The following is a 27,000-nucleotide window of genomic DNA, read 5'->3' as shown; positions in this document are numbered from 1 at the left end:
CAAGGCGGAAGCCAGGCAGAAGGAGGAAGGTTCATGAAGAAAAAAGTTTTAAAAGTCACTGGTATTATTTTGTCGTTAGTGCTTGTCCTTGGATTGATGACAGGCTGCGGTTCCAAGAAGACGACAACCGACAAGAAGGAAGAGAAAAAACAGTTCAAGATCGCCAAAAAAGATCTCAAGATCGGAGTGATCCATATTTCCGACCCTTCCGAGGGATCAGGGTACACTTACACACATGATCAGGGTATCATAGCAATGCAGAAGAAGCTGGGCCTGAAAGACAATCAGATCGTGCGCAAGACCAATATCACAGACACAGACCCGACTAAGACAGAGACTGCGATCAAAGAGTGTATCGAAGACGGATGCAACGTGATCTTTGGTACAAGCTGGGGCTACATGGACACGATGGAAGCTATGGCAAAAGAGTATCCTGATGTAGTATTCTCCCACGGAACCGGATATAAGAAGAATGATTCCAACTTTAACAACTATTTCGGAAGAATCTATCAGGCAAGATATTTAAGCGGTATCGCGGCAGGCCTTAAGACGAAGAGCAACAAGATCGGATATGTTGCGGCTATGGGCAAGGACAATGCCGAGGTGACCGGAGGCGTGGATGCGTTTGCCATGGGTATTTACTCTGTCAATAAAAAGGCAAAAGTATATGTAAAAGTGACAAACAGCTGGTTTAACCCGAATGAAGAGACAAATGCGGCAAAAGCCCTGATCTCCCAGGGATGTGACGTGATCGGACAGCACTGTGATACGCCGAACCCACAGCTGGAAGCGGAAAAAGCAGGCGTATGGGGTGTCGGATATAACTCTGATATGACAAAAGATGCTCCGAAAGCTACGCTGACATCTACGATCTGGCACTGGGGTGCTTACTATACAGAGGCAGTTCAGGAGCTCATCGACGGAACATGGAAGCCGGAAGTTTACTACGGCGGCATGAAAGAGGGACTGGTTGACATCGCTCCGCTTAACAAGAAACTGATCGCTCCGGGTACGGAAAAGAAGATCGAGGAGGCAAAAGAAAAGATGCTTTCCGGCGACTTCAATGTATTTGACGGTGTCATCGAGACCAACGACGGCAAGAAGGTCGGCAAAAAGGGCGAAACTTTAAGCGACGAAGACATCAAAGGAAAAATCAACTGGTACTTCAAAAACATCGTTGTAAAATAAGCAGCGCAGCAGAAATTTCCATGAGAGTCATGGATGAATGAGAAGGGCATTGTATATTCTGAATCAGAAGGCAGTGCCCTTCTTTCTTGGAACTCAATGAAAGAAGAGAGGCAGAAAACACATGATACGAGGTGATGAAATGGCACAGGAGAAGAAGGATACATATGCCATAGAGTGCAGAGGCATCCGAAAGACTTTTGGGAGTGTTGTGGCAAACAATAACGTAGATCTGGATGTAAAATATGGTGAAATCCTTGCCCTGCTCGGAGAAAACGGTTCAGGAAAGACGACTCTGATGAACATGCTCTCCGGGATCTACCACCCGGATTCCGGAACCATCAGGATCGGAGGACAGGAAGTCTCCATCAATTCTCCGACGGATGCGATCGGACTGGGAATCGGCATGATCCACCAGCATTTTAAGCTGGTAGATGTGCACAGTGCGATGGACAACATTGTACTTGGGACAAAGGAGAAGAGAATCCGGCCGAAAGAGCTGAAAGCAAAGATCGAGGAGATCAGTTCAAAATTCGGTTTGGAGGTCGACCCGGAAAAGAAGATCTACAACATGTCGGTCAGCGAAAAACAGACTGTGGAAATCCTGAAAGTCTTATACAGGGGAGCAAGTATTCTGATTCTGGATGAGCCGACGGCGGTGCTCACACCCCAGGAGACAGAAAAGCTGTTTGCAATTCTTCGGAGAATGAAAGAGCAGGGCTGTGCCATCGTCATCATTACCCATAAACTGAATGAGGTGCTGGCCATCAGCGACCGTGTTGCGATTCTCCGAAAGGGGGAGAGCATCGGAACTGTGGACACAAAGAACAGCGATGAGAAAAAGCTGACAGAACTGATGGTGGGACGTCCTGTGACACTGGAGATCGACCGTCCCGAAAGGAAGGCCGATGCAGTTCCCGAAATCGTCATCCGGAATCTGAATGTCGACCGTCCGGACGGCACACCGGGACTTACCGATGTGAATTTTGAACTGATGGAAGGTGAGATCTTAGGAGTGGCGGGGATCGCCGGAAGCGGCCAGAAAGAGCTGTGTGAGGCGATCACGGGGCTTACGGAGATCAAAGAAGGAAGCATCGTTCACAGAGACGAAGAACTGGTGGGCATGACGTTTAAGGACATCCGAAGCCGCGGCATCCGCATTTCCTTTGTGCCGGAAGATCGGCTTGGCATGGGACTGGTGGCGTCTATGGGGATGGTGGACAATGTCCTCCTGAAACACTACCAGGATCAGAAAGGTATTTTTATAGACCGGAAAACGCCGAGGAAGATGGCAGAAGAAATGGTGAAGGAACTTGGCATCCTGACTCCGAGTGTGGATACGCCGGTGCGGATGCTGTCCGGAGGGAACGTACAGAAAGTACTTTTGGGCAGAGAGATCATCGCAGAGCCGAATGTACTCCTTACTGCCTACCCGGTCCGCGGACTGGATATCAATTCTTCTTATACTGTATATGACCTGCTCAATGAGCAGAAGAAAAAGGGTGTGGCAGTGCTGCTGGTGGGAGAAGACCTGGATGTGCTCTTATCTATCAGCGACCGCATTTTGGTACTCTGTCATGGAGAGGTCTCCGGTATCGTGGATGCGAGAAAGACGACAAAAGAAGAAGTCGGCCTGCTAATGACAGGGGTAAACGGAACGAAAGAGAAGAAGGAGGAGAACACAGATGGAAGCAAGTAAGAAGACAGGAAGGGAGCCGCTGCTGCGTACAGTGAAACGGGCGGAGCTGTCACAGAAAAAGACCATGATCCTGCGCGCTGCTTCCGTGCTGCTTGCCCTGCTGGCAGGAGGGATCTTCCTTCTGATCATCGGTTTTAACCCATTTACTGTGTATCAGACCATTATAAGCGGAGCCTTCCGGAGTGAGATGGCAGTCCAGGCTACGATCCGCATCATGATACCGCTGCTGATCTCTTCTCTGGGCGTTACTATGGCGTTTAAGATGAGGTTCTGGAATATTGGGGCAGAGGGGCAGATCATTATGGGAGCAATTTTTGCCACCTATTTTGCGCTGTATCAAAATGCGATGCCTCATGTTCTTCTGCTGATCGTTATGTTTTTATTCAGTGTGATCGGGGGAGGGCTGTTCGGCTTGATACCGGCGTTTTTCAAGGCGAAGTTCAATACCAATGAAACATTGTTTACGCTGATGCTGAATTACATCGCCCTGAATGTGATCGTGTATCTGAGAGACGGTCCGTGGAAAGATCCGGCTTCCTCCGGATTTCCGAAGATCGCAAGGTTTGATATTAACGCACAGCTGGATTCGGTTCTGGGTGTCCAGGCCGGCTGGATCATTGCTTTGGTGCTCACTGCGATCGTTTATATTTATCTGAAATATACGAAGCAGGGATATGAGATCTCCGTAGTGGGAGACAGCCATGCCACAGCCAAATATGCAGGAATTCCGGTAAAGCGTGTGATGCTGCGGACGATGTTTTTCAGCGGTGCTATCTGCGGTATTGCGGGTATGGTGCAGGCAACGGGCTCCGACATGACATTGGCAACCTCTGTGGCAGGAGGAGTCGGATTTACGGCGATCATCGTAGCGTGGCTGGCACGCCTGAATCCGGCTGGAATCGTGATCGTGTCTTTCCTGTTTAGTATTCTGGAGAAGGGAAGCAGTGTGATGCAGTCTACCTATGGGCTTTCCAGCTATTCGGCGGATGTTCTTCAGGGAATCATCCTGTTTTTTGTTCTCGGATGTGAGTTTTTTGTTCGTTATAAATTTGTAGGAAGAAAAGGAGGTGCCGGAAAATGAATACGGTATTGAATCTGTTTGTGGCAGCAGTGCTGGCCGGCACGCCTCTGCTGTTTGGCACGGTCGGTGAGATCATGAACGAAAAGGTCGGACATCTGAACCTGGGTGTAGAAGGCATGATGTCAATAGGCGCATGTGCAGGATTTATGGTCGGCTATCAGACAGACAATGTGGTGTTTGCCCTTCTGGCCGCATTTGCTGCAGGAGTAGCCGCGGCGCTGATCTATGCGGTCCTCACGATTACGTTTATGGCGGATCAGAATGTAACCGGACTGACACTGACCATATTTGGAGTGGGTCTTGCAAACTTCATCGGCGAATATATGCTGAATCACTCTGCCACCCAGTCATTAAAACTGCCGGAACACATTTCTGCACAGATTGCAAATCTGCATATCCCTGTGCTGAGTGATATTCCGGTCTTGGGAAAACTGCTGTTTTCCTACAATATCTTTGTCTATATCGGTATTGTGACAGCCGTGATCTGCTGGTACTATCTGCAGAAGACAAAAACCGGGCTCAATGTCCGGGCAGTGGGAGAAAATCCCGGGGCTGCCGATGCGGCCGGGATCAGAGTTATCCGCGCCAAGTATATCAACGTACTGATCGGCGGAGGAATCTGCGGTATCGGAGGAGCCTATTCGGCCATGATCATCTGCGGAGGTGTTTGGATCAGCAACTGTGTCAACGGATTGGGCTGGATCTCTGTTGCACTTGTCATCTTTGCATCGTGGAGTCCGGTGAAAGCGATCTATGGATCTCTGGCTTTCGGCTGCTTCAGTGTTTTGAAGTACTATGTGCCGAAGAGCATCATCAGCATACCGAATGCATTTTATGATATGCTTCCATTCGTGATTACGGCGCTTGTACTTGTAATTTCCTCCGTCAGACAGTCAAAAGAAAATAATCAGCCGGCATCCTGCGGGACAAACTATTTCCGGGAAGAACGGTAAGAAAAAAGGAATCTCCATAAAAAGAGGTTCCTTTTTTGCGCTTTAAAAAGCCCGGAGTTGTATGGATTTCATTTTATTTTATTTTCCGGTAATGCATGATGACCACCAGAAGAGTGCTTGCCATCAGTCCCCAGAGATATCCGTTGATCCCTACCAGCGGGACCACAAATACGATAAAGGCGATTCTGAGCAGGAGGGAGACGGAATTGTTAAACAGCGTGGTTTTGGTCTTCCCAAGACCGTTTAAAATACTGGACAGAGTTCCGGAAAGATAGAGCACCGGACACAAAAAGGAGAGCATCCTTAAGAACATGCCTGCCTCTTTGCTGTGGAATACGATCAGTCCGATCGACGGCCCCAGAGTAAAAAATAAAAAGAAGCTTACGATCCCCAGCAGAAAGCAAAAGGAAAGGGAGTATTTGGTGGCCCTATGTAATGTGCGGTAATCCTGTTCCGCTGTCGCGGCTGACACTTTCGGAAGAAGCATCACCGAGATAGAGTTGGTGATGCTGGACGGAAAGTTGATAAAAGGAATCGCCATTCCGGTCAGGATTCCATATACCTCTACCGAATAGTGCTGGTTGCAGTAAAACCTGGTCAGCATCAGCGGGATCAGAATGTTTTCCAGACTCTGCAGCAGTGTGATGGAGAGAGAGTTGCAGGTCAGAGGAAAACTTAATGAGAGCAGGCTGCCAAAAAGCTTTCTGGAAGAAGCCGCAGGCAGCCCGCTGCTTTGCCGTTTTGTCTTTAAAAGGTGATAAATGACAGTGTAAAGGCAGGAAGCCATTTCACCGGCTACCATGCCGAGTACTGCAATTAACGCGGGTGTCTCAAGCTTTAAAAAGAAGGTGACAGAGACTGCATAAATGCCCAGTATCCGGGAAATCTGCTCAATGCAAAGAGAGACGGACGGGAGGCCGGGTTTGCCCAGACCGATGTGGTAACTATGGATACATGCTTTTACACCCACAAACGGCATAGCAAAGACAGCGGCTTTGAGGCAGGGGATGCAGTCTTTTTCGTGGAGAAATTTCATGCAGAGCTCGTCGGCAAAGAAATAAAAGAAACAGGCACAGATCACAGAGAGCAGGATCGTGACGGCTAAAGTGATCTTCAGTATTTTTCTGCAGTTTTCCGGACGGCCTTTAGCCATCTGGGCGGCGACGATCTGAGACAGGGCAGTCTCGTATCCGTGAAAACAGAGGGCAAAACCCACCAGGTAAATAGGAAAAATTAATTGATAGACTCCCATCTGGTGGGCACCAATTAATCCAGCCAGAAATATTCTATTATAGAATCCAATAAATCTGGAAAAAATATTAGCGGCTGTTAAAATTAATGTACCTTGTACAAAAGGGCTGGATTTTTTCATAAGAACTCCCCGATTGATATTGTTCTATTGTATGTCAAGAAATACGTGGTTATGATTGGGATTGTGTTGACATCGGAAGTCCCAGGTGATAACATAGCAGTGTGATATCCGACTATTTTGGTCGGGATTGGAGTGGTGAGATGAAATTATCAACAAAAGGAAGATACGGCCTTCGTGCGATCGTAGATATTGCAGTGTTCGGGGAGAAGGAACCTGCGGCTGTCAGCGCGATATCAGAGCGGCAGGATATATCCATCCGGTATCTGGAGCAGCTTCTTTCCAAGTTAAAGAAGGCGGGGCTTGTAAAAAGCATCCGGGGAGCCCAGGGAGGATATGTTCTGGCGGGAAATGCAGAAGATATTTCAGTCGGAGACGTGCTGAGGGCACTGGAAGGCGATCTGACGCCGGTAGACTGTACAGAACTTACCGATACAGAGGAAACATGCAGCGGCTCTAAGTACTGCGTGACAAAAACTGTGTGGAAAAGGATCAATGACAGCATTGCCAAAACAGTGGATTCTATTTATTTAGATGAGCTGGCGGACGAGGCAAGAGCTGTCCAGCAGGGGAAACCGGCGGAACGAAATTGTGAAAGATAGGAGAAGTTATGGAAAAGATCATATATTTAGACCATGCGGCAACAACACCGGCGAGACCGGAAGTAGTAGAAGCGATGATGCCATATTTTACGGAGAAATTCTGGAATCCGTCCAGCGTCTATTCACCGGCTGCTGAGGCGAAAAAGGCAGTCAATGAAGTAAGGGACAGGATTGCCGGATCTCTGGGCACACAGAGCCAGGATATTTATTTTACGGCCGGCGGCTCTGAGGCGGACAACTGGGCCATCAAGGAGACTGCCGAAGCCTATGCCTCAAAGGGAAAACATATCATTACAAGCAAGATCGAGCACCATGCGGTTCTTCACACCTGCCAGTATCTGGAGAGAAACGGTTATGAGGTGACCTATCTGGATGTGGATGAGAACGGATATATTAAGCTGGATCAGTTAAAAGCGGCGATCCGCCCGGATACGATTCTGATCACTGTCATGTTTGCCAACAATGAGATAGGAACGATCCAGCCGGTGAAAGAGATCGGAGCGATTGCAAAAGAACACGGCGTTCTGTTCCATACAGATGCGGTACAGGCATACGGACAGGTACCGATCAATGTAGATGAGATGAATATTGATATGCTGAGTGCCAGCGGCCATAAGCTGAACGGACCGAAGGGAATCGGATTTATGTATATCCGCAAAGGACTGAAACTTCGCTCATTTATCCACGGAGGAGCACAGGAGCGTAAGCGCCGGGCCGGAACAGAGAATGTGACAGGCATTGTGGGACTCGGAAAGGCCGTTGAGATCGCTTTTGAGACAATGGAGGAGAGAACTGCCAAGGAACAGGAGCTGAGGGATTATGCGGTCCGCAGGATTCTGGCAGAGATCCCGTACTGCCGCTTAAACGGAGGAAGAGACAAAAGGCTTCCCAACAATATCAACATCAGTTTTCAGTTTATTGAGGGCGAATCCCTTCTGATCATGCTCGATATGGCAGGAATCTGTGCTTCCAGCGGATCAGCCTGCACGTCCGGTTCACTGGACCCGTCACATGTACTGTTAGCCATCGGACTTCCTCACGAGATTGCACATGGATCTCTCAGGATGACTCTGGGGGAAGAAACAACCAAAGAGGATATGGATTTTGTTGTGGAGAAATTAAAAGAGATCGTAGATAAGCTGCGAAAAATGTCTCCGCTGTATGAAGATTTTGTAAAGAAACATTAAACGGGTTTTTTGCCTGATTTATATTTAGAAGAAAAACAGGAGGTACTGTTATGTATAGTGAAAAAGTTATGGATCATTTTGAGCATCCGAGAAACGTAGGAGAGATTGAGGGCGCCAGCGGCGTGGGTACTGTCGGAAACGCCAAGTGCGGAGATATCATGCGCATTTATTTTGATATCGACGATAACCAGATTATTCAGGATGTAAAATTTAAGACGTTCGGCTGCGGAGCCGCAGTTGCCACCAGCAGCATGGCAACGGAACTGGTCAAAGGAAAATCCGTGCAGGAAGCACTGGAAGTTACAAACAAGGCGGTAATGGAAGCTCTCGACGGTCTTCCGCCGGTCAAAGTGCACTGTTCTCTTCTGGCAGAGGAAGCAATCCATGCGGCCCTCTGGGATTATGCACAGAAAAACGGCATCAAGATCGAAGGCCTTGAGAAACCGAAATCCGATATTGGAGAAGAGGAAGTGGAAGAAGAGTACTAGGAGGCATCCGTGAAAGAGAAAGTAGTTGTAGGCATGTCAGGAGGGGTGGATTCCTCCGTGGCAGCCTATTTATTGAAGGAACAGGGATATGAAGTGATCGGTGTTACCATGCAGATCTGGCAGGATGAAGAACAGGAACTTCTGGAAGAAAACGGAGGATGCTGCGGCCTGTCAGCTGTGGATGATGCCAGGAGAGTGGCCCAGGCGCTCGACATTCCCTATTATGTCATGAATTTTAAACAGGATTTCAAGGAACATGTCATTGATTATTTTATAGACGAATATCTGGACGGAAGAACTCCGAATCCCTGTATTGCATGCAACCGCTATGTTAAATGGGAATCTCTGCTGAAAAGATCTCTGGATATCGGCGCCGATTATATTGCAACCGGACATTATGCCAGGATTGAAAAGCTTTCCAACGGACGATATGCGCTGAAGCGTTCGGCGACTCCCGAGAAGGATCAGACCTATGCTCTTTATAACCTGACACAGAACCAGCTGTCTAAGACACTGATGCCCGTGGGGGAATACACGAAAGATGAAATACGGGAAATAGCAGAGAAGATACATCTGCCGGTGGCCCACAAGCCGGACAGCCAGGACATCTGTTTTGTAGACGGCAGCTACGGAGATTTTATCGAAGAAACTACGGGACAGAAGATCCGGCCGGGTAATTTTGTGGATATGGATGGGAATATCCTCGGCACTCACAAGGGCATTGTATGTTATACTGTGGGACAGAGAAGAGGACTGGGCCTTTCCCTGAAGCAGCCGGGATATGTTGTACGGATAGATAAAGAGAGAAATGAAGTGGTGATCGGGAGCAATGAGGATCTTATGACGGATACCCTCTATGGAGACCATGTAAATTTGATGTCTGTATCCTCCATCGAAGACGGTATGAGATTTCAGGCGAAAGTCCGCTATAACCACAGAGGGGCCCCGTGCACAGTGAGCATGGACGGAAAAGACAGGATAAAAGTCCTGTTTGACGAACCTCAGAGAGCGGTGACCCCGGGACAGGCGGTAGTGTTTTATGACGGCGATTATGTGGCAGGGGGAGCTACGATCCTATAATTCCGATGGGAGCTTGATTGATTATGAGTGTATATTATCTTTTGTCATATTTTTTTATTTATGGATTTCTCGGCTGGTGCAGTGAAGTAGCATTTGCCGCATTTAAGCAGAGAAAATTTGTAAACCGGGGGTTTTTAAACGGGCCTATCTGTCCGGTTTACGGATTCGGCGTTGGATTTGTGGTATCTTTGCTGATGCCGTATAAGTCCAATGTTTTTTTCATGTATATTGCCTCTGTCATAGCCGTATCTTCCATCGAGTGGATCACGGGCTTTGCGCTGGAAAAGATTTTTCACAGCAGATGGTGGGATTATTCGGACCAGCCGTTTAATTTAAACGGATATATCTGTCTTCCGTTTTCACTGATCTGGAGTGCCGCCTGTATGCTCATCGTCTATGTGCTTCATCCTATGATTACGAAATTTGTGGGACTCATACCGGGTCTCTTCGGCAGCTTCCTGCTCCTTATGCTTTTGGCCGGCATGGCAGCCGATCTCTGGGTAACAGCGGCGGGTATTTTCAAGATGAATCAAAGGCTGCGCAAAATGAGCGAGATCGCAGAAGAACTGCATAATATGTCAGAGCAGCTGGGTGAAAATATTTATCTCGGTGTCATGTCTGCCGTAGAAAAGCAGGAAGAGACGAAAAAGAAGCTGGATGAGGCCGGCCAGGAACTGGCGGAAAAGAGAAATGCCGTATCGGAAGGCCTGAAAGAACGGAAAGATACGATCAGCGGCGAACTGGAGCAGAGGATCGAAGATCTGAAAAGCCGGTATCAGGAGATTGCGGAGAAGAAAAGCCAAACCAGCAGGAGACTTTTGAATGCGTTTCCTTCCTTTAATTCTGAGAGATACAAAGAGGCGCTGGATGAGCTGAAAAAGCGAATGAAGATAAAATAAAAGAAGATCTGTAAACCTCTCAGTGGGATTACAGATCTTCTTTTATAAAATGATACCTTAGGTCAGTTTAAAATTATCGCGGTCTGCGAGAATGCAGCGGATGATGTAGGCAATGCCATCCTTTGTGTTGGCACGGGTCTGATAGACACAAATATTTTTGATGGCTTCTGTGGCATTTGCCATAGCAACGGAATGAATTCCCGGAATGGAGAGCATGGAATAGTCATTTTCGCTGTCTCCGATGGCAACGATCTCATCCGGAACCAGCCCTTTCCGCTTTGCATAGTCCATCAGGCCGATCCCTTTCTGGGCTTCTGATGAGGTAATCTCAATATCCGTAGGTGCCGTGGATACTACGGCAAGTCCCGGGATTTGTTCTAATTCTGCCCGCAGTCTTAACAGCGCTTCGGGATCTGTTGACTGAGAAATGAACTTTAAAACCCGGTGTTCGCTGTCAAACAGTCCGGCTTCACCTTCTACATAGGTAACCTGGCTGATTAAATCTTCAAATTCTTCATCTGTATATACAAAGTCGGGATGATTGATCTGCATGGATGGAATCATGACTTCTTTCGTATATTTTTTTAGTTCCTCTCTGGAAAGCAGAGAAATACGGCCCATCTGGGAAAATGGCGTCGGAACCAGGCTGGATTTGTGAAATACCCCGAGGATCTGTTTTACTGTATCTGCCGGAATGGAATGCTCAAACAGCAGGTTTCCTTCTTTATCATAACCGCAGGAGCCGTTGCTGCAGATCATATCGCATTCAAGGCCTGCTTTTCCTAAAATATCTGTCACATTCTGGTATTCCCGTCCTGTGTTGATGATAAACTCGACGCCGCTGTCCTGGAGTGTACGGATCGCATCGATATTGACCTGAGTGATCTGGCGGTAGCTGTCCAGCAGTGTTCCGTCCATGTCGGATGAAATTAATTTTATCATATAGAACCTCCTTCATATTCGTAATATTATACTATCATAAAAGTAAAAAGAAGGACATAGTTTCACAAATCTTTAAGATTTTCTTGCTTTTTATTTTACATAACGTGTGCTATAATACTAAAAGTTGTGCTGGAATGGATTCTGGCATTTGTATGTGTTTTAGAAAACAAAGGAGTCAATATGCTAAATTTTATTCGGGGATTTTGTATGGCATTAGCCGACAGTGTGCCGGGGGTATCCGGCGGGACCGTGGCTTTTCTGCTCGGTTTTTATGACCGTTTTATCTCATCCCTAGACGATTTAATTACAGGAAATAAACAAAAAAAGATAGAGGCAGTGAAGTTCCTGCTGCGTATCGGGGTTGGCTGGGTCGTTGGCTTTGGGGCAGCGGTTTCTGTGCTGGCCAGTATTTTCAGTGACAGAATTTATGAAATCAGTTCCCTGTTTTTAGGACTTATCATTTTTGCCATACCGATCATTTGGTCTGAGGAAAAGGACTGTCTGAAAGGTAAATACGGCAACGCTCTGTTTGCCCTGATCGGAGTTGTCATGGTGGCAGCAATCACCTATTTTAACCCGGCATCGGGAAAAGGCATGAATGTAAGTGTGGAACATTTGAATCTGGGACTGGGGATCTATATTTTCCTCGTGGCCATGGTTGCTATTTCGGCTATGGTGCTGCCTGGAATTTCAGGTTCTACCATGCTTTTAATCTTCGGGCTGTATGTGCCGGTCATTTCAGCGGTGAAAGAAGCTATGCATTTTAACACGGCTTATTTTCCGGTAATCCTGATCTTTGGCTGCGGCATCCTGTGCGGGATTGCGTCAGTCGTTAAGCTGATCCGCACCTGTCTTGAAAAGTTCCGGTCACAGATGGTCTATTTCATCATCGGAATGATGATCGGATCCCTGTATGCTATCGTCATGGGACCGACCACGCTGGAAGTTCCGAAACCAGCACTGACAGCGGGAAGTTTCAGTATCCTGTTTTTTATCATCGGCGGGGTTATTATCTTTGGACTGCAGAAACTGAAGGCTATGTCTGACAGACAGGAGGCAGCGGCCGGAGTATCTGAGGCAGAATAGAAAAATCATGTAAGCGAAAGAGATATCAGTATTTTCAGTGCTGATGTCTTTTTTTTTCACAATTTTATCATAATCCTGTGGTAAACTATACATAGTGAATTGGAATATAACCGCAGGAGGAACCTTGATGAATGATCTTAAAATATTAGTAGTAGACGATGAGAGCAGGATGCGCAAATTGGTAAAGGATTTCTTAAACAGGGCAGGATATCAGGTGCTGGAGGCAGGAGATGGGGAAGAGGCAGTGGATGTGTTCTTTTCCACCAAAGGAATCGATCTGCTCGTTTTAGACGTGATGATGCCCCGGATGGACGGATGGGAAGTCGTAAGGGAAATACGGAAAGTTTCCGAAGTGCCGATTATCATGCTGACGGCCAAAGATCAGGAAAACGATGAGCTTCAGGGCTTTGACCTGGGAGTGGATGAGTATATTTCGAAGCCTTTCAGTCCGAAGATTTTAGTGGCAAGGATCGAAGCCATTTTAAGGAGGACCAGACAGCAGGACGGAGAAGTGCTGAAAGCCGGCGGGATTGTTCTGGATGAAGCAGCCCATATGGTCACCATAGATGATAAAAGTATTGATCTGAGTTTTAAAGAATTTGAACTTCTGTCCTACTTCATGAAGAATGAGGGAAGGGCACTTACAAGGGAAAACATATTGAATCAGGTGTGGAATTATGATTATTTCGGAGACGCCAGGACCATTGATACCCATGTAAAAAAACTCAGAAATAAAATGGGAAGCAAAGGAGCCTATATCCGCACGATATGGGGAATGGGCTACAAGTTCGAGGTGCAGGAGTAAGTGAAAGAAAAAATACTGAAGAATCAATCCATCAAAGTGAAAATGACGATGGTGCTGATCGTGATCATGGCATCCACCATACTTCTGTCTATCTGTATTAACATCCTGATGATCGAACCGTACTATGTGTTTAAGGAAAAAAAGAATATCACACAGGTTTATGACTCGATCAATCATCTGCTCAATACAAAAGGTGCCGATAATAATTCTTATAAGATATCAAAGATTGTCAGAGAATATAATTACCGGATGCTGATCGTCAACAATGAAAACGGACAGGTCGTATATTCTTCTGAGGGCAAACAGGGACTGATGTACAATGATATGATCAGCACGCTGGAGGATATGAGAAAGATCAAGAGGCAGATCAGTGAAAAAGGATATGCCGTAGTGAGCGGGTCCGACAAGGAATCTACCGGGACCAGCATTAATCTTCTCGGATATTTTGACAACGGCTACGCCGTGGTGATCAACACTCCGATGGAAAGTATACAGACCAGTGCGGTACTGTCCGGGAGATTTACCGCCTACGTGGGTGCTCTTTTGATTGTAGCCGGGGGAATCGCCATGTATATTTACAGCAAGCAGTTTACAAAGCCCATTGAAGAAATGGCTGCCGCCGCGAACCGGATGAGCAATCTGGATTTTGATGTGAAGGTCATAGACTGCGGTGAAGATGAGCTGGGGCATCTCGGTGAGAGTTTAAATGAACTCTCATCAAAGCTTGAGTATACGATCTCAGAGCTGAAAACTGCAAATAATGAGCTGCGCCAGGACATTGAGCAGAAGGTCCAGATTGACGAGATGAGGACTGAATTTTTATCCCATGTCTCTCATGAATTAAAAACACCGATCGCCCTGATCCAGGGATACGCAGAAGGGCTGAAAGACAACGTCTCAGCAGATGAAGAGAGCCGTGAGTTTTACTGTGACGTGATCGCGGATGAAGCTAAGAAGATGAACCGGATGGTCCAAAAACTGCTGACATTAAACCAGATCGAGTTCGGCAACCACCAGGTCAGCATGGAACGGTTTAATATCCAGGAACTGATTCAGAATATGCTTTCTGCCAATACAATCTTCTTCCAGAAAGAAAATATTACAGTTGAGTTTCATGAACCTCCCACCTATGTATGGGCCGATGAGTTTATGATAGAGGAAGTGTTCGGAAACTATCTGAGCAATGCCAGAAACCATGTCTTAAAAAACGGAAGGATTGCTATTTCCTTTCAGCGGATAGAGAATGATCTCAGGGTGACTGTTTTTAACTCCGGAAGCCACATACCGGAGGAAGATCTGGATAAGCTCTGGGTGAAATTTTACAAAGTAGATAAGGCAAGAACGAGAGAATATGGAGGCAGCGGCATCGGACTGTCTATCGTAGCCGCAACCATGAAGGCCCACGGCAAGCAATATGGAGTGAACAATGTGGAGGGCGGAGTAGAATTTTACTTCGATGTGGATTGTGCAAATGCCTGAAGATGTGATAAAATAGTGAATAATTCACATGAAGGCAAAGGAGCGGCATATGTTAAAGGATTATGTTAGCAGGATACAGGACGCAGATTTGGTTTTGGTCGGCATTGGACCGGAACTTAGCGCATATGAGTTAATAGATTTTAAAACAGAGATACAAAATGAGCATTACCAGAAGCTCTTAAGGATGGATGAAGAGGACAAAGATGTCATCTGGATGCGGCAGGCGTATGAACGTCATTATTTGCTGAATCACTCCCAGGTTCCTTATTTTAAGAAGTTGGAGGAGGTATTAGATCAAAAGGATTATTTTGTGATTACGAGCAACAATGACGGTCTCATTTTCCATTCTGGTCTGGACAAAAATCGTCTGACTGCACCGTGCGGAAGCGGAGACTTTTTTCAGTGTAAAGGGCCGTGCAGTGAGCAGCTGTATCCGGCGGAACTTGGTCTTGAAGATTTGATCCGGCACTATGAGACGACAGGGAAGATTGAGCATCTGGAGTGTCCAAAGTGCGGCGCTCCATTAGTCTATAATATACGTACAGAGGATACGAAGAGTACGTATATAGAAGGAGCTTATCTGAACAGCTGGGCTGCGTATACAAAATGGCTTCAGACTACGCTGAACAAGAAACTTTTTATTCTGGAGCTAGGAGAAGGTTTTGGAGTGCCGGGCCTGTTTCGGTGGCCGTTTGAGAAAATGGCTTTTTATAATGAGAAAGCCTATATGGTAAGGGTTAACCGCACTTTATATCAGATAGGTGAGGAACTGAAGGGAAAAGCAGATGCAGTAAAGATGGACAGCAAAGATTTTCTTGAAATTGAGAGGTAGGATATGGTAGCGATTATTGACTATGATGCAGGAAATATCAGAAGCGTTGAAAAAGCAGTCCAGTTTCTGGGCGAAAAAGCGGTGATCACGAGAGACAAGGAACAGATCCTGGGAAGCAGTCATGTCATCCTTCCGGGAGTAGGGGCTTTCGGAGATGCTATGGGAAAGCTTCGGCAGTACGGCCTTGAGGAGACGATCCACCAGGTGGCAGAGCGTGGAATCCCATTCTTAGGGATCTGCCTCGGGCAGCAGATCATGTTTGAAAAGAGTGAAGAAGCGCCGGGAGTCGAGGGATTGGGGCTTTTAAAAGGGGAGATCTTAAAGATCCCGAAAAAAGACGGGTTAAAGATTCCTCATATGGGATGGAATAACTTAAAGATCAAAGAAGGAGCCAGACTGTTTAAAGGTGTGCCGGAAGATTCTTATGTATACTTTGTTCATTCTTATTATCTGAAAGCTTCGGAACCGGACATTGTTGCGGCAACCACAGAGTATTCGGAGGTGATCCATGCCTCTGTGGAACAAGGCAATGTGTTTGCGTGTCAGTTTCATCCGGAGAAAAGCAGCACGGTAGGACTTCAGATTTTAAAGAATTTTATTTCACTGTAGGAGGAAAAGGACATGCATACAAAACGAATCATTCCATGTTTGGACGTACATAACGGCCGTGTAGTAAAAGGGGTCAACTTCGTAAATCTGATCGATGCGGGAGATCCGGTTGCCATCGGTGCGGCCTATGACAAGGCTGGAGCTGATGAGCTGGTGTTTCTGGATATTACGGCATCTTCTGATGCAAGAAATATTATGATCGATATGGTGAGGAAAGTAGCAGAGACGGTCTTTATTCCGTTTACAGTGGGCGGAGGAATCCGAACGGTAGAGGATTTCAGGGCGATCCTCAGAGAAGGGGCAGATAAAATTTCCATCAATTCCTCTGCTATTAACACCCCGGACCTGATCAGCGACGCGGCAGATAAATTCGGCAGCCAGTGCGTGGTCGTAGCAATCGATGCAAAACGCCGGGAAGACGGCACCGGATGGAACGTTTATAAAAACGGAGGAAGGATCGATGTAGGATTGGATGCGGTTTCCTGGGCAGCGGAAGCAGAGCGCCGCGGCGCCGGAGAAATTCTTCTGACAAGTATGGACTGCGATGGTACAAAGGCAGGGTATGACAATGAGCTGACAAGGGCCATTGCGGAAGCCGTGGACATTCCTGTGATTGCATCCGGCGGTGCGGGAACAAAGGAACATTTTTATGACACTCTCACAGAAGGAAAAGCAGATGCGGCTTTGGCGGCATCCCTGTTTCACTTTAAAGAGCTGGAGATTATGGATCTGAAGCATTATCTGGCGGACAGAGGACTCAGCGTGCGCCGTTGAATGCACTGAAACAATGAGAAAGGTGTGGGTATGAAGAGAATTTTTTATTTGACGGCAATTCTCATTCTGAGTGCAGGCGTACTGCAGGGGTGTTCTGCTAAAAAGCAGAAAAGCCAGATCAAAGTGACAAGCAGGCAGGACGATATCAGCCAGGTCAGCAAAGCGCAGAAGATTGAAATCGTATCCTGCAGGGATCGGAAAACGATTGCTGTGCTGAAGAATAAAGATGATATCCGAAAGCTCATCGGTGAGCTGAAGATTGATGAGTGGAAAAGTGTGAGAGAAATACCGGCAGAGGAGAAAGCCGCATACCGGTGTCTTTTGTATCAGGCAGAGACGAAGAAACTCAATGAGGATTCAAAGGGCAGCATGGTGAAGATGGGGTCTTTAACCTTTTACAAAGACAGTGCCTATTCATCGGTGAAAATTTTGGGCCTTCAGCTGAAGTTTAAAATAACGGCAGATGCAGAGAGTATCCTTGAGAACTTTTCACATGCAGATAAGCCCCTCAAAGAGTGAGGGGCCTGAGAACTTTGTTCCTGTTTAATATTCTTTTCTCGTGAAGATCTTACAGGAGATACAGTAAGAGACAGATATAATGATCAGGATCAGAGGAATGAGCAGATATTTGCCGCTTCCTGTGAAAAAGTCGGCGATGGACTGAAGACGCAGAGTCGTGTTCATCAGTGTTTTGCCCAATAATACTATAAAAATAGAAATTCCTGCAAATATACCGAATATGACAAACCGTCCCTTTTCCGTTCCGAATCGGTAAGCGATGGGATACATCAGAGACATCAAAACGGATGCTGTGAAGAAACCTGCGAAGGCTGTGAGAAAAACCTCTTTGCCGGGTACGGACAGATCCTTTACGGCAATGACTGCGAATGACAATGCGGTTCCTAAAATTGTACCAAAGGCCAAAAGGCAAGTGGAAACGATATATTTGCTCCGGACACTGTCTTTTGAATCTATGGGAAGCGTTAATGAGTAGGCATCCCAGTGATAATAGTCATCGTAGCTTATGAGCGTAAAGCACAGGATGGAAAACATACATGGCAGAGACACAGCAAGGAAAGAGTAATTTTCGTTGATCAGCGAAAGGCCTGAAAACATTGCTGTGATCAGCAGCAGATTTTTTAAGTAAGACTGCATCAGCAGCACATCTTTTTTTATTAATCCTATCATAATTCTTCCCCCTTTATATATAAAAGCATTAAATCTTCGATTGTAATTTTCTCAATGACCGCATCACGGTAAGTCCTGCGGATAACATGCCGGTCGCTCACCAGCACCTCATAGTTATAGCGGTTTTTGCGGTAGCGGATGACATCGGATGGTTCCAGCCGCTCAAACTGTTGCTGGTCACATTTTAAAATTCCGTAACTGTCAAGGACTTTATCACGGGTTTCAAAGAAAATCATATGTCCATTGTCAATAAAGGCCAGGTAGTCCGCAATATGCTCCAGATCACTTGTGATGTGGGTGGAAAGCAGAATACTGCACTCTTCATCTAAAATAAAATCCTGAAAAATATCTAGGATTTCATTTCTCACAACAGGGTCCAGGCCGCTGGTCGGCTCATCGAGGATCAGGAGTTTCGGGTGGTGGGAGAGAGCAGTCAGTATCTCCAGCTTTTTCTGCATACCTTTGGACAGTTCCTTGATCTTTTTGGAGGGATCAATGCCGAACCGCTCCAGATAATCGTAAAACAGAGCTGTGTCCCACTTGTCATAGATTCCTTTCATGACAGTGTCAATGGCCTGAACCTTTAAAAGTTCCATAAAGAAGCTGCCGTCCAGGACAACGCCGATGTCCTTTTTGATCTCTTTCATAGAAGTTTGGGTGTCTTTGCCGAAGATCAGGACTTCACCTTCTTCCGGATGGATCAAGCCCAGCATTCCTTTGATCAGAGTTGTTTTTCCGGCTCCGTTTTCACCGATCAGACCTACAATGGAGCCCTTCGGTACGCAAAGATCCACACGGTCCAGCCGGAAAGCGGGATATGTCTTTGTCATTTGCCTGACTTCTATATTATTTTCCATGATCGATACCCTCCTCATAAAGGCAGGAAAGAATATCTTCCAATTCTTCCTGTTCAATTCCATAAGATACTGCCATATGTACGGCGTTCACAAGATGCTCCTCAATCTTTCTTAAAACTTCCTCTTTCAGAAGTTCTGTGCTTTTTGCTTTTACAAAACATCCCTTTCCGGGGATGGTTTCTATGAAACCTTCTTTTTCCAGTTCTTCATAAGCACGTTTTGTTGTGATGACACTGATCCTCAAATCCTTGGCAAGAGAACGGATGGATGGGAGAAGTTCACCCCCGGACAGTTCTCCGGAGAGGATCTTTTCTTTAAAGCTTTCCGCTATCTGTTCATAAATTGGAAGATCACTCTGGTTACTGATAATAATATTCACATAATTCCCTCCTAACTGTATATATACAGTATATACGCTATATATACAGTTGTCAATGGTAAGAGAAGGAAAATTTAGATAAGTTGTATTTGGGGATTGGATATGTTTTAATTAGTTAGAAGAAACAGACAGAGGAGGTATCAGAATGAGTAAGATAAAAGAAGCGGCCGAAAGGCATGAGAGAGGTTATAACTGTGCACAGGCAGTTGCATGCTGTTATTCTGAGGAGATGGGCATTGATGAACAGACCGTGTTTGAACTGACAGAAGGCTTTGGGCTCGGTATGGGAGGAATGGAAGGGACCTGCGGTGCGGTTTCAGGTGCAGTTGCTGTGCTGGGGAGGATGAACAGCACCGGGAATCTTGCGAAACCGGATTCAAAAGGATCTACATATCAGCTGACAAGAGAGCTGATCAGACGTTTCCGGATGAAGAATCAAAGTACGGTATGCAGGGAGTTAAAAGGAATGACCACCGGCACGATGCTCAGAAGCTGCCGGGGATGTGTGGAGGACTCAGTCCGGATTCTCGACGACATTCTGGAAAAGCTTTGAGATACAGAAGGATGAAAAACGGCAGGGGAGGTGACTTTTTTGTTATTAAAACAATTAAAGTATTTTACAGAGGTGATCACATGCCAAAGTTTTACTAATGCAGCCGAAAAATGCGGGATATCCCAGTCTGCGATGTCGCAGCAAATACGCGCTTTAGAAGAAAATCTTGACACAGAGCTGATTAGGAGAAAGAACCGGAAATTTTATATGACACCTGCAGGGGAATATTTTTATCGGCACGGCCTTGTGCTGCTGGATGAGGCGGAGCGTCTGAAAAAAGAAACCGCTCGGATCGGAAGACAAATAAATCAGCGTCTCCGTGTCGGATATTCAAAATATCTGCATGGAACGGAACTCTGCAGGGCAGCAGCATTATTATCTGAGAAGTATCCCATGATGGAGCTGGAGACCGCTGCCGGGTATGCAGAAGAGCTGATAGACATGCTGTGTTTCGGAGGAACGGATATCATTCTTTGCAGCCCAAAGCCAGGTGACTTACAAGACTTTGAATACATTTCTCTGACCAAAGGCAGATATTTCATTGAGATATCGGAGAGAAGTCCTCTGAGTGCCCTGGATTATGTGAATATTGAAGAGTTACGCAGAATCCCCTGTATTATTGCTGTCCCTGCTGACCAGAGAGAGCGGCAGAGAGATAACTGTGTCAATATGCTGGGGTTACAGGACAATATTTTATTTGCTGATACTCCGGAAGAAGCCAGACTTTTAGCAGCCTGGGACAGAGGATTTCTGCTTACGGAAGAAACGGGGGAAAGGCCGGGACAGGGCGATATCCCACTTCGCCGCATTCCGCTTTGCGCAGATGGAAAGCAATTAAAAAGGGAATATATTGTCTGCTGGAGGAAAGACCGGGAAGACGGATTTGTCAGGGAATTTGCAGAAATACTTCAGAAAGAATATAAAAAACAGAATCTATAAAATAGAAACAGCAGCCTGCAAATCACAGACTGCTGTTTTTTCTCTTTTGTATAAAATGATAATATCACAATATGTCGAAATATTCAAGGGAAATACCTTGAAGAACGTAAAATATTATTTGGAAACACCACTATTGTTCAGCAGGCAGCTTTCTCCGGCAGATACTATATTCATTTTCTGCATGATTGGAGTGAGGCATTCTAAGAGCCGAACGGAAATCATGCAGAAAATGTCACATATTTTTAACCGCCGCCGACAGCATCAGCTTGATCCTGTTGATCTGGTTGACTTCGCTGGCACCCGGATCGTAGTCAATGGCAACAATGTTGGATTCAGGGAAAGCCTGGCGAAGTTCCTTGATCACGCCCTTTCCTACCACATGATTCGGCAGACATGCAAACGGCTGGGTGCAGACGATGTTCGGCGCACCGCTGTGAATCAGTTCTACCATCTCGCCGGTCAGGAACCATCCCTCACCGGTCTGATTTCCGATGGAGACGAACGGTTTGGCGTAGGCAGCCAGGTCCTTAATGTATGCCGGTTCATCAAAACGTTTGCTCTTTGCAAGTTCTTTTCTTAATGTTTTCCGGTACTGTTCCACGATCCAGATTCCGGAATTACATATGATCGCCGTCTTCTTTGATTTTCCGAGGTAACGGTATTTGAAATTGCTGTTGTAAAAACCGTACATGAAGAAGTCCAAAAGGTCAGGGACAACAGCCTCTGCGCCTTCCCGCTCCAGGAGTTCTACCAGATGATTGTTGGCATCCGGCAGGAATTTTACGAGGATTTCACCTACAATACCGACTCTCGGCTTCTTTTCATCCGTCAGAGGAATTTTATCAAAGTCGCGGATGATGCCTTTAATGTTCTTCTTGAAAGTAGAAAGATTTCCTTTCATGACATCCCTCTTGCATTTGGCTTCCCAGCGCTTGTGCAGACGGTTCACAGAGCCCTTTTCCTTTTCATACGGGCGGGTGCGGTAGACGACTCTCATGAACAGATCACCGTAGACGATAGCCTGGACCGCACGGTTTAAAAGGCCCGGAGTGAGCTTGAATCCGCTGTTTTTCTCAATACCCTGGGTACTGATTCCGATGACGGGAATGTGTCCGTAACCCGCTTTCTCAAGAGCCCTGCGGATAAAGCTGATGTAGCTCGTTGCACGGCAGCCTCCTCCGGTCTGACTGATCGCAAGGGCGATCTTGTCTGTATCATATTTGCCTGACAACAGTGCATTCATCAGCTGTCCGATGACAATCAGAGAAGGATAGCACGCATCATTGTTGACATATTTAAGTCCTGTGTTGACATCCTTCATTCCCCGCTGTTTCAGTACTTTGACTTTGTAGCCGCAGGATTTTAAGGCAGGTTCCAACATAGAAAAGTGAATCGGAGACATCTGCGGGATCAGGATCGTGTATTCCTTTGCCATCTCTTTCGTAAATTCAACTCTCTTCATGGCAGCAGATACCGGTTTCGGCTCAATGTTATGTTTTTTTCTGACACGGACGGCACTGATCAGAGAACGAATCCTGATTCGGGCTGCCCCAAGGTTATTGACCTCATCAATCTTTAATACCGTGTAGATCCTTCCGGAACGGGTAAGAATATCGTTGACGGTATCTGTTGTGACCGCGTCCAGGCCGCATCCGAAGGAGTTCAGCTGAATCACTTCCAGCTGCTTGTTGGATTTGGCGTAGTTGGCAGCCGCGTAGAGCCTGGAATGGTACATCCACTGGTCCGATACGTTCAGCGGCCGGTCCACCTTGGAAAGGTGGGAGATAGAATCTTCTGTCAGCACGGCAATGCCGTAGGAATTGATCAGTTCCGGAATTCCATGATTGATCTCCGGGTCGATGTGGTACGGACGTCCGCAGAGGACAATTCCGGTGCGCCCTGTCTCTGCCAGATAAGCGAGAACTTCCTCACCCTGATTCTGAATGTCCTTTCTCACGCTGTCGAGTTCGTCAAAGGCAGCACGTACAGCGTCGCTGATCTCCGGTGCGTCAATGCCGTATTTTTCACCCAGCTCCTCAAAAAGTCTTGGCTTTAAGGCTTCTTCATTGTCCAGGGCCAGGAATGGATTCATAAAGCTTATATTTTCTGTCCGAAGTTCTTCCATGTTATTTTTAATGTTTTCGGCATAAGAAGTGACGATCGGACAGTTATAGTGGTTATTGGCCTCTTCGGTCTCATTCCGTTCGTAAGGAATGCACGGGTAGAAAATATCCTTGATGCCCTGCTTAATGAGCCACATCACGTGTCCGTGGGCGAGCTTTGCAGGATAGCACTCGGATTCACTCGGGATGGATTCGATGCCCAGCTCATAAATCTTCCTGGAAGACTCAGGGGACAGGACCACGGAAAATCCAAGCTTTGTGAAGAACGTGTGCCAGAACGGATAGTTCTCATAAATATTTAAAACCCTGGGGATACCGATAACCCCGCGTTTTGCCTCTTCGGCAGGGATGGATTCGTAGCCGAAGGTACGTTTTAATTTATACTCATACAAGTTCGGAATATTGTCTTTATTCGCCTTGCCGCCGATGCCCCTCTCACAGCGGTTACCAGTGATATAGCGGCCGCCGTTGGAGAACTTGTTGATCGTTAAAAGACAGTTGTTGGTACAGCCTTTGCACCGGGTCATAGAAGTATCCACAGAGAGAGCGAAGATTTCTTCCATAGGAAGCATCTGTGTCTTCGTGTGTTCTGTCTTAAAGCGCTCTTTTGCGATCAGGGCGGCTCCGAAGGCACCCATGATGCCGGCGATATCCGGACGGATGGCGCTGCAGCCGGAGATCCTCTCAAAACTTCTCAGTACGGCGTCGTTGTAGAAGGTTCCGCCCTGGACAACAATGTGTTTTCCGAGCGATTTTGGATCTGTCAGTTTAATAACTTTTAAAAGAGCATTTTTGATGACAGAATACGCAAGACCGGCAGAAATATCACCGACACTGGCGCCTTCTTTCTGGGCCTGCTTTACTTTGGAATTCATAAATACAGTGCATCTGGAACCTAAGTCGATCGGTGTCTTGGCTGTCAGAGCGACTTTTGCAAAGTCCTGGACAGAATAGTTTAACGATTTTGCGAAAGTTTCAATAAAAGATCCGCAGCCGGAAGAACAGGCCTCATTTAAAAGTACGTTGTCCACGACTCCGTTTTTAATCTTAATACATTTCATATCCTGTCCGCCGATATCCAGAATACAGTCCACGTTCGGATCGAAGAATGCTGCCGCGTAATAATGGGCAATGGTCTCCACCTCTCCGTAATCCAGATTGAGTGCAGCCTTGATCAGGTGTTCCCCGTAGCCTGTGGAGCATGAAGATACGATGTGTGCCGTGTCCGGCATCTGTGCATGAATTTCCCTCAGCGCATCGATAGTCGCATTCAGAGGATTTCCGTTATTATTTGTATAATAGCTGTACAGCAGGTCGCCTCTGTCGCTGACCAGAGCTACTTTGGTAGTAGTAGAACCGGCATCGATCCCAAGATAGCAGCTGCCTTCATATGTAGAAAGATCTCCGCGCTTTACGATGTGGCGGTTATGCTCCTTAAGGAACATCTGGTATTCCTGTTCATCCTTGAATAAAGGTTCCAGGCGGTCTACCTCATGGCCCAGCTCAATTTTTCTTTTAAAATGATCCAGCAGTTCCGTGAAATTGGTTGTCACTTCCTCACGGGCATTCAGAGCGGCACCTACAGCGGCAAACAGATGGGAATGATTCGGGGCAATGATCGCCTCTCCTTCAAGGCCGAGTGTGCGGATAAATGCCTCTTTTAATTCGGAGAGGAAGTGGAGCGGACCTCCCAGAAATGCAACATTGCCGCGGATCGGTTTTCCGCAGGCCAGGCCGCTGATGGTCTGGTTTACCACTGCCTGAAAGATAGAAGCCGCAAGATTTTCTTTTGTTGCTCCCTCATTGATCAGAGGCTGAATATCTGATTTCGCGAATACACCGCACCGGGCTGCGATAGGGTAGATCGTATCGTAGTTTTTTGCATATTCATTGAGTCCCGCTGCATCGGTCTGAAGCAGAGAGGCCATCTGGTCGATAAAAGAGCCCGTGCCTCCTGCACAGACGCCGTTCATCCTCTGATCAATGCCGTTGGTAAAATAAATGATCTTAGCATCTTCGCCGCCCAGCTCAATGGCGACATCAGTCCTTGGGGCATAGTCCTGGAGAGCCGTGGAGACACAGACAACTTCCTGGCAGAACGGGATTTCCAGATAAGAAGAAATAGAAAGCCCGCCGGAGCCTGTGACTGTTGGGGCAAAAGTGACGTCTCCGATCTGATCTTTTGCCTTTCTTAAAAGTGATGCCAGTGTTTCCTGTATATTTGCATAATGTCTCTCATAGTCTGAGAACAATATATTGTGCTGCTCATCGATCACCGCTACTTTGACGGTGGTAGAGCCGATATCAATTCCTAATCGTTTCATCTAACTGTAACCTACTTTCCTTTTCGATAGTAGTCTTATTATAAAATAAAGATTTTGAAATAACAAGATTCAAGTGCGGTCTTCTTACCTATTAAATAGGCGGAGAAAATGGAGATGAGAAAAAAATTCACTAAAATAAATCGGAAACATATAAAAAACAAGGCATAGTCTATAATAAAAAGGCAAAGGAAAGTATAAGATATGGCAGAACGGGGAAACTGTAATGGAACAGTTTATGTAATTAAGGAAAAAGATACCTTGTATCAAATCGCAAAACAATATAATGTGAGTGTAAGGGAGATCATGAGGAAAAATCCCTATGTGAACATTTATAATCTGCAGATTGGTGATGAATTATGTATTCCGTCAGCGGGACCGGTGATTTCGGGTGCTTTTGAGCCATATGTAGTGAAAAAAGGAGACACTCTGATGAATATTATGAAAAATAAGAATGTTTCCTTTGAAAAATTAGCAAAATCAAACAAAAGCGTCAGAGAACTGACCCTTCCTGTCGGGACAGTGCTCTTAATTGACAAAGAGAAATAATATCTCTATAATGAAACGTGAACTCGTGGAAAACAGGCGGATGATCTCATCTGCCTGTGACCGCAGCGGAGTGGAAGGAGACTCAAATGATACAGATTTTTCGGACAATGGACGGCCGGATCAATGAAATATCTGAGCCCATAGAGGGCTGCTGGATTTCCGTGGTAGACCCTACGGCCACGGAACTGGTGGAACTCTCCCAGAAGTACCAGATCGATCTGGATCATTTAAAAGCACCGCTGGATGAAGAAGAGCGCTCACGTATTGAGGTTGAGGACAACTATACGCTGATCATCGTGGATGTGCCGATCACAGAGGAGAGAAAAGAGAAGAACTACTTCGTGACGATTCCATGCGGGATCATATTGACGGAACTGTGCCTGATTACCATCTGTCTGATGGACACGCCGGTGCTCTCTAATTTTAAAGAGGGAAGGGTACGGAATTTCTGGACATATAAGAAGACCAGATTTATTTTACAGATCCTGTTTCGGAATGCCTCCCTTTACCTCCAGTACCTGCGGATCATCGATAAAAAGAGTGATGAAGTCGAAAAACAGCTCCATATATCTACGAAGAACCAGGAGCTCATCGAGCTTTTGGAACTGGAAAAGTCACTGGTTTATTTCTCTACATCACTGAGGGGAAATGAGCTGGTGTTAGAGCGTCTGTTAAAGATCGAAAAAATCAAACAGTATCCGGAAGATGAGGAACTGCTGGATGATGTCATCATCGAAAACAAACAGGCGATCGAGATGTCCGATATTTACAGCAACATTTTAAGCGGAACGATGGATGCCTATGCATCTGTAATTTCCAACAACCTGAATATTGTCATGAAGGTTCTGGCCGTGATCACGATCGTCATGTCCATACCGACCATGATCGCAAGTTTTTGGGGAATGAACGTGCCTGTGCCGTTTGCGGACAGCCCGTTTGGATTTTTCGGACTGGTAGGAGTGTCTTTGGTGCTGACGGTGATCGGAAGTATTGTATTAGGAAAGAAAAAAACATTTTAGGA

The 27,000-nt window shown here is 46.3% G+C and carries 26 protein-coding genes; 20 read left to right on the top strand and 6 right to left on the bottom strand.

Features of this window, described 5'->3' with window-relative positions; all coding sequences use genetic code 11:
* The first annotated feature begins 33 nt into the window (after positions 1-33).
* The 4 genes from ANCC_RS11395 to ANCC_RS11380 all read left to right on the top strand — a co-directional run bounded on the left by ANCC_RS11395 (position 34) and on the right by ANCC_RS11380 (position 4,918).
* On the top strand, positions 34-1,188 hold the full coding sequence (locus tag ANCC_RS11395; RefSeq protein WP_039946206.1) for a BMP family ABC transporter substrate-binding protein: 1,155 nt from the start codon (positions 34-36) through the stop codon (positions 1,186-1,188).
* 139 nt (positions 1,189-1,327) lie between these two features.
* Positions 1,328-2,884 carry an ABC transporter ATP-binding protein gene (locus ANCC_RS11390; RefSeq protein WP_022260804.1) on the top strand — a complete coding sequence of 519 codons (1,557 nt, stop codon included), beginning with the start codon at positions 1,328-1,330 and terminating at the stop codon, positions 2,882-2,884.
* Positions 2,871-3,965 (top strand): ABC transporter permease, encoded by a 1,095-nt coding sequence (locus ANCC_RS11385; protein WP_006565906.1) that lies wholly within the window; start codon positions 2,871-2,873, stop codon positions 3,963-3,965. Before ANCC_RS11390 ends, ANCC_RS11385 begins: the two co-directional genes overlap by 14 nt.
* A complete protein-coding gene (locus ANCC_RS11380; protein WP_006565905.1) occupies positions 3,962-4,918 on the top strand; it encodes an ABC transporter permease in 957 nt (318 codons plus the stop codon). Before ANCC_RS11385 ends, ANCC_RS11380 begins: the two co-directional genes overlap by 4 nt.
* Before the next feature lie 73 nt (positions 4,919-4,991).
* Here the strand turns inward: ANCC_RS11380 and ANCC_RS11375 are convergent, their stop codons facing one another.
* Positions 4,992-6,290 (bottom strand): polysaccharide biosynthesis protein, encoded by a 1,299-nt coding sequence (locus tag ANCC_RS11375; protein ID WP_006565904.1) that lies wholly within the window; start codon positions 6,288-6,290, stop codon positions 4,992-4,994.
* 140 nt (positions 6,291-6,430) lie between these two features.
* Here ANCC_RS11375 and ANCC_RS11370 point away from each other — a divergent pair, with 140 nt between their 5' ends.
* Genes ANCC_RS11370 through ANCC_RS11350 form a run of 5 tightly spaced genes read left to right on the top strand, consistent with a single transcriptional unit; the run spans position 6,431 to position 10,543 of the window.
* Positions 6,431-6,889: an RrF2 family transcriptional regulator gene (locus ANCC_RS11370; protein ID WP_022260803.1), complete on the top strand. Its 459-nt coding sequence runs from the start codon at positions 6,431-6,433 to the stop codon at positions 6,887-6,889.
* A gap of 8 nt (positions 6,890-6,897) precedes the next feature.
* Entirely contained in the window at positions 6,898-8,076 is a 1,179-nt protein-coding gene (gene nifS / locus ANCC_RS11365) for a cysteine desulfurase NifS (RefSeq protein ID WP_006565902.1), read from the top strand.
* A gap of 50 nt (positions 8,077-8,126) precedes the next feature.
* On the top strand, positions 8,127-8,564 hold the full coding sequence (gene nifU, locus ANCC_RS11360; protein WP_006565901.1) for a Fe-S cluster assembly scaffold protein NifU: 438 nt from the start codon (positions 8,127-8,129) through the stop codon (positions 8,562-8,564).
* A gap of 9 nt (positions 8,565-8,573) precedes the next feature.
* A complete protein-coding gene (gene mnmA, locus ANCC_RS11355) occupies positions 8,574-9,644 on the top strand; it encodes a tRNA 2-thiouridine(34) synthase MnmA (RefSeq protein WP_006565900.1) in 1,071 nt (356 codons plus the stop codon).
* A 23-nt stretch (positions 9,645-9,667) separates the two neighbouring features.
* Positions 9,668-10,543 (top strand): putative ABC transporter permease, encoded by an 876-nt coding sequence (locus tag ANCC_RS11350; RefSeq protein WP_006565899.1) that lies wholly within the window; start codon positions 9,668-9,670, stop codon positions 10,541-10,543.
* Between the two features lie 57 nt (positions 10,544-10,600).
* Here ANCC_RS11350 and ANCC_RS11345 read toward each other — a convergent pair whose 3' ends face one another.
* Positions 10,601-11,485: a Cof-type HAD-IIB family hydrolase gene (locus tag ANCC_RS11345; protein ID WP_006565898.1), complete on the bottom strand. Its 885-nt coding sequence runs from the start codon at positions 11,483-11,485 to the stop codon at positions 10,601-10,603.
* 180 nt (positions 11,486-11,665) lie between these two features.
* Here ANCC_RS11345 and ANCC_RS11340 point away from each other — a divergent pair, with 180 nt between their 5' ends.
* The 7 genes from ANCC_RS11340 (at position 11,666) to ANCC_RS11310 (ending at position 17,589) form a co-directional block, all read left to right on the top strand.
* Positions 11,666-12,571, top strand: coding sequence for a DUF368 domain-containing protein (locus tag ANCC_RS11340; RefSeq protein WP_083774632.1), 906 nt, complete (start codon positions 11,666-11,668; stop codon positions 12,569-12,571).
* Positions 12,572-12,698: 127 nt separating this feature from the next.
* Complete coding sequence (locus ANCC_RS11335; RefSeq protein WP_006565896.1) at positions 12,699-13,376, top strand: response regulator transcription factor; 678 nt, start codon at positions 12,699-12,701, stop codon at positions 13,374-13,376.
* A complete protein-coding gene (locus tag ANCC_RS11330; RefSeq protein ID WP_006565895.1) occupies positions 13,377-14,855 on the top strand; it encodes a sensor histidine kinase in 1,479 nt (492 codons plus the stop codon).
* A gap of 49 nt (positions 14,856-14,904) precedes the next feature.
* The gene (locus tag ANCC_RS11325; RefSeq protein WP_156340468.1) at positions 14,905-15,687 is read left to right on the top strand and encodes an SIR2 family NAD-dependent protein deacylase; all 783 of its coding nucleotides are present in this window, start codon (positions 14,905-14,907) and stop codon (positions 15,685-15,687) included.
* 3 nt (positions 15,688-15,690) lie between these two features.
* The gene (hisH, locus tag ANCC_RS11320; RefSeq protein WP_006565893.1) at positions 15,691-16,296 is read left to right on the top strand and encodes an imidazole glycerol phosphate synthase subunit HisH; all 606 of its coding nucleotides are present in this window, start codon (positions 15,691-15,693) and stop codon (positions 16,294-16,296) included.
* A gap of 12 nt (positions 16,297-16,308) precedes the next feature.
* A complete protein-coding gene (gene hisF / locus ANCC_RS11315) occupies positions 16,309-17,070 on the top strand; it encodes an imidazole glycerol phosphate synthase subunit HisF (protein WP_006565892.1) in 762 nt (253 codons plus the stop codon).
* A 30-nt stretch (positions 17,071-17,100) separates the two neighbouring features.
* A complete protein-coding gene (locus ANCC_RS11310) occupies positions 17,101-17,589 on the top strand; it encodes a hypothetical protein (RefSeq protein WP_006565891.1) in 489 nt (162 codons plus the stop codon).
* A gap of 24 nt (positions 17,590-17,613) precedes the next feature.
* Here the strand turns inward: ANCC_RS11310 and ANCC_RS11305 are convergent, their stop codons facing one another.
* Genes ANCC_RS11305 through ANCC_RS11295 form a run of 3 tightly spaced genes read right to left on the bottom strand, consistent with a single transcriptional unit; the run spans position 17,614 to position 19,494 of the window.
* Positions 17,614-18,258: an ABC-2 transporter permease gene (locus ANCC_RS11305; protein WP_006565890.1), complete on the bottom strand. Its 645-nt coding sequence runs from the start codon at positions 18,256-18,258 to the stop codon at positions 17,614-17,616.
* Positions 18,255-19,115 (bottom strand): ABC transporter ATP-binding protein, encoded by an 861-nt coding sequence (locus ANCC_RS11300; protein WP_006565889.1) that lies wholly within the window; start codon positions 19,113-19,115, stop codon positions 18,255-18,257. The genes ANCC_RS11305 and ANCC_RS11300 overlap by 4 nt, the downstream gene beginning before the upstream one ends.
* Positions 19,105-19,494 carry a GntR family transcriptional regulator gene (locus ANCC_RS11295; protein ID WP_006565888.1) on the bottom strand — a complete coding sequence of 130 codons (390 nt, stop codon included), beginning with the start codon at positions 19,492-19,494 and terminating at the stop codon, positions 19,105-19,107. The genes ANCC_RS11300 and ANCC_RS11295 overlap by 11 nt, the downstream gene beginning before the upstream one ends.
* 145 nt (positions 19,495-19,639) lie before the next feature.
* Between ANCC_RS11295 and ANCC_RS11290 the strand changes: the two genes are divergently transcribed.
* Positions 19,640-20,047, top strand: a complete 408-nt coding sequence (locus ANCC_RS11290; protein ID WP_006565887.1) for a C-GCAxxG-C-C family protein — start codon at positions 19,640-19,642, stop codon at positions 20,045-20,047.
* A 30-nt stretch (positions 20,048-20,077) separates the two neighbouring features.
* The gene (locus ANCC_RS11285; protein ID WP_006565886.1) at positions 20,078-20,986 is read left to right on the top strand and encodes a LysR family transcriptional regulator; all 909 of its coding nucleotides are present in this window, start codon (positions 20,078-20,080) and stop codon (positions 20,984-20,986) included.
* A 232-nt stretch (positions 20,987-21,218) separates the two neighbouring features.
* On the opposite strand, the gene ANCC_RS11280 is transcribed toward ANCC_RS11285, so the two are convergent.
* Complete coding sequence (locus ANCC_RS11280; protein WP_006565885.1) at positions 21,219-25,433, bottom strand: 2-hydroxyacyl-CoA dehydratase; 4,215 nt, start codon at positions 25,431-25,433, stop codon at positions 21,219-21,221.
* Positions 25,434-25,634: 201 nt separating this feature from the next.
* Between ANCC_RS11280 and ANCC_RS11275 the strand changes: the two genes are divergently transcribed.
* Both ANCC_RS11275 and ANCC_RS11270 read left to right on the top strand, forming a co-directional pair.
* On the top strand, positions 25,635-25,979 hold the full coding sequence (locus tag ANCC_RS11275; protein ID WP_006565884.1) for a lytic transglycosylase: 345 nt from the start codon (positions 25,635-25,637) through the stop codon (positions 25,977-25,979).
* Positions 25,980-26,065: 86 nt separating this feature from the next.
* Positions 26,066-26,998 carry a magnesium transporter CorA family protein gene (locus tag ANCC_RS11270; RefSeq protein WP_022260798.1) on the top strand — a complete coding sequence of 311 codons (933 nt, stop codon included), beginning with the start codon at positions 26,066-26,068 and terminating at the stop codon, positions 26,996-26,998.
* The last annotated feature ends 2 nt before the right edge of the window (positions 26,999-27,000 follow it).

Source organism: Anaerostipes caccae L1-92 (genome assembly GCF_014467075.1).
GTDB lineage: Bacteria > Bacillota > Clostridia > Lachnospirales > Lachnospiraceae > Anaerostipes > Anaerostipes caccae.
The sequence above is the reverse complement of the archived record's forward strand: the minus strand, read 5'-3'. Positions and strand labels throughout refer to the sequence as shown.

What these genes read in the sequence shown, in the direction of transcription:
- hisH (WP_006565893.1), top strand. Translation starts at nt 15,691, where the DNA reads ATGGTAGCGATTATTGACTATGATGCAGGAAATATCAGAAGCGTTGAA.
- ANCC_RS11350 (WP_006565899.1), top strand. Translation starts at nt 9,668, where the DNA reads ATGAGTGTATATTATCTTTTGTCATATTTTTTTATTTATGGATTTCTC.
- nifU (WP_006565901.1), top strand. Translation starts at nt 8,127, where the DNA reads ATGTATAGTGAAAAAGTTATGGATCATTTTGAGCATCCGAGAAACGTA.
- ANCC_RS11335 (WP_006565896.1), top strand. Translation starts at nt 12,699, where the DNA reads ATGAATGATCTTAAAATATTAGTAGTAGACGATGAGAGCAGGATGCGC.
- ANCC_RS11385 (WP_006565906.1), top strand. Translation starts at nt 2,871, where the DNA reads ATGGAAGCAAGTAAGAAGACAGGAAGGGAGCCGCTGCTGCGTACAGTG.
- ANCC_RS11290 (WP_006565887.1), top strand. Translation starts at nt 19,640, where the DNA reads ATGAGTAAGATAAAAGAAGCGGCCGAAAGGCATGAGAGAGGTTATAAC.
- ANCC_RS11270 (WP_022260798.1), top strand. Translation starts at nt 26,066, where the DNA reads ATGATACAGATTTTTCGGACAATGGACGGCCGGATCAATGAAATATCT.
- ANCC_RS11370 (WP_022260803.1), top strand. Translation starts at nt 6,431, where the DNA reads ATGAAATTATCAACAAAAGGAAGATACGGCCTTCGTGCGATCGTAGAT.
- ANCC_RS11280 (WP_006565885.1), bottom strand. Translation starts at nt 25,433, where the DNA reads ATGAAACGATTAGGAATTGATATCGGCTCTACCACCGTCAAAGTAGCG.
- hisF (WP_006565892.1), top strand. Translation starts at nt 16,309, where the DNA reads ATGCATACAAAACGAATCATTCCATGTTTGGACGTACATAACGGCCGT.
- ANCC_RS11275 (WP_006565884.1), top strand. Translation starts at nt 25,635, where the DNA reads ATGGCAGAACGGGGAAACTGTAATGGAACAGTTTATGTAATTAAGGAA.
- ANCC_RS11345 (WP_006565898.1), bottom strand. Translation starts at nt 11,485, where the DNA reads ATGATAAAATTAATTTCATCCGACATGGACGGAACACTGCTGGACAGC.
- ANCC_RS11300 (WP_006565889.1), bottom strand. Translation starts at nt 19,115, where the DNA reads ATGGAAAATAATATAGAAGTCAGGCAAATGACAAAGACATATCCCGCT.
- ANCC_RS11325 (WP_156340468.1), top strand. Translation starts at nt 14,905, where the DNA reads ATGTTAAAGGATTATGTTAGCAGGATACAGGACGCAGATTTGGTTTTG.
- ANCC_RS11390 (WP_022260804.1), top strand. Translation starts at nt 1,328, where the DNA reads ATGGCACAGGAGAAGAAGGATACATATGCCATAGAGTGCAGAGGCATC.
- nifS (WP_006565902.1), top strand. Translation starts at nt 6,898, where the DNA reads ATGGAAAAGATCATATATTTAGACCATGCGGCAACAACACCGGCGAGA.
- ANCC_RS11340 (WP_083774632.1), top strand. Translation starts at nt 11,666, where the DNA reads ATGCTAAATTTTATTCGGGGATTTTGTATGGCATTAGCCGACAGTGTG.
- ANCC_RS11310 (WP_006565891.1), top strand. Translation starts at nt 17,101, where the DNA reads ATGAAGAGAATTTTTTATTTGACGGCAATTCTCATTCTGAGTGCAGGC.
- ANCC_RS11375 (WP_006565904.1), bottom strand. Translation starts at nt 6,290, where the DNA reads ATGAAAAAATCCAGCCCTTTTGTACAAGGTACATTAATTTTAACAGCC.
- ANCC_RS11305 (WP_006565890.1), bottom strand. Translation starts at nt 18,258, where the DNA reads ATGATAGGATTAATAAAAAAAGATGTGCTGCTGATGCAGTCTTACTTA.
- ANCC_RS11395 (WP_039946206.1), top strand. Translation starts at nt 34, where the DNA reads ATGAAGAAAAAAGTTTTAAAAGTCACTGGTATTATTTTGTCGTTAGTG.
- ANCC_RS11380 (WP_006565905.1), top strand. Translation starts at nt 3,962, where the DNA reads ATGAATACGGTATTGAATCTGTTTGTGGCAGCAGTGCTGGCCGGCACG.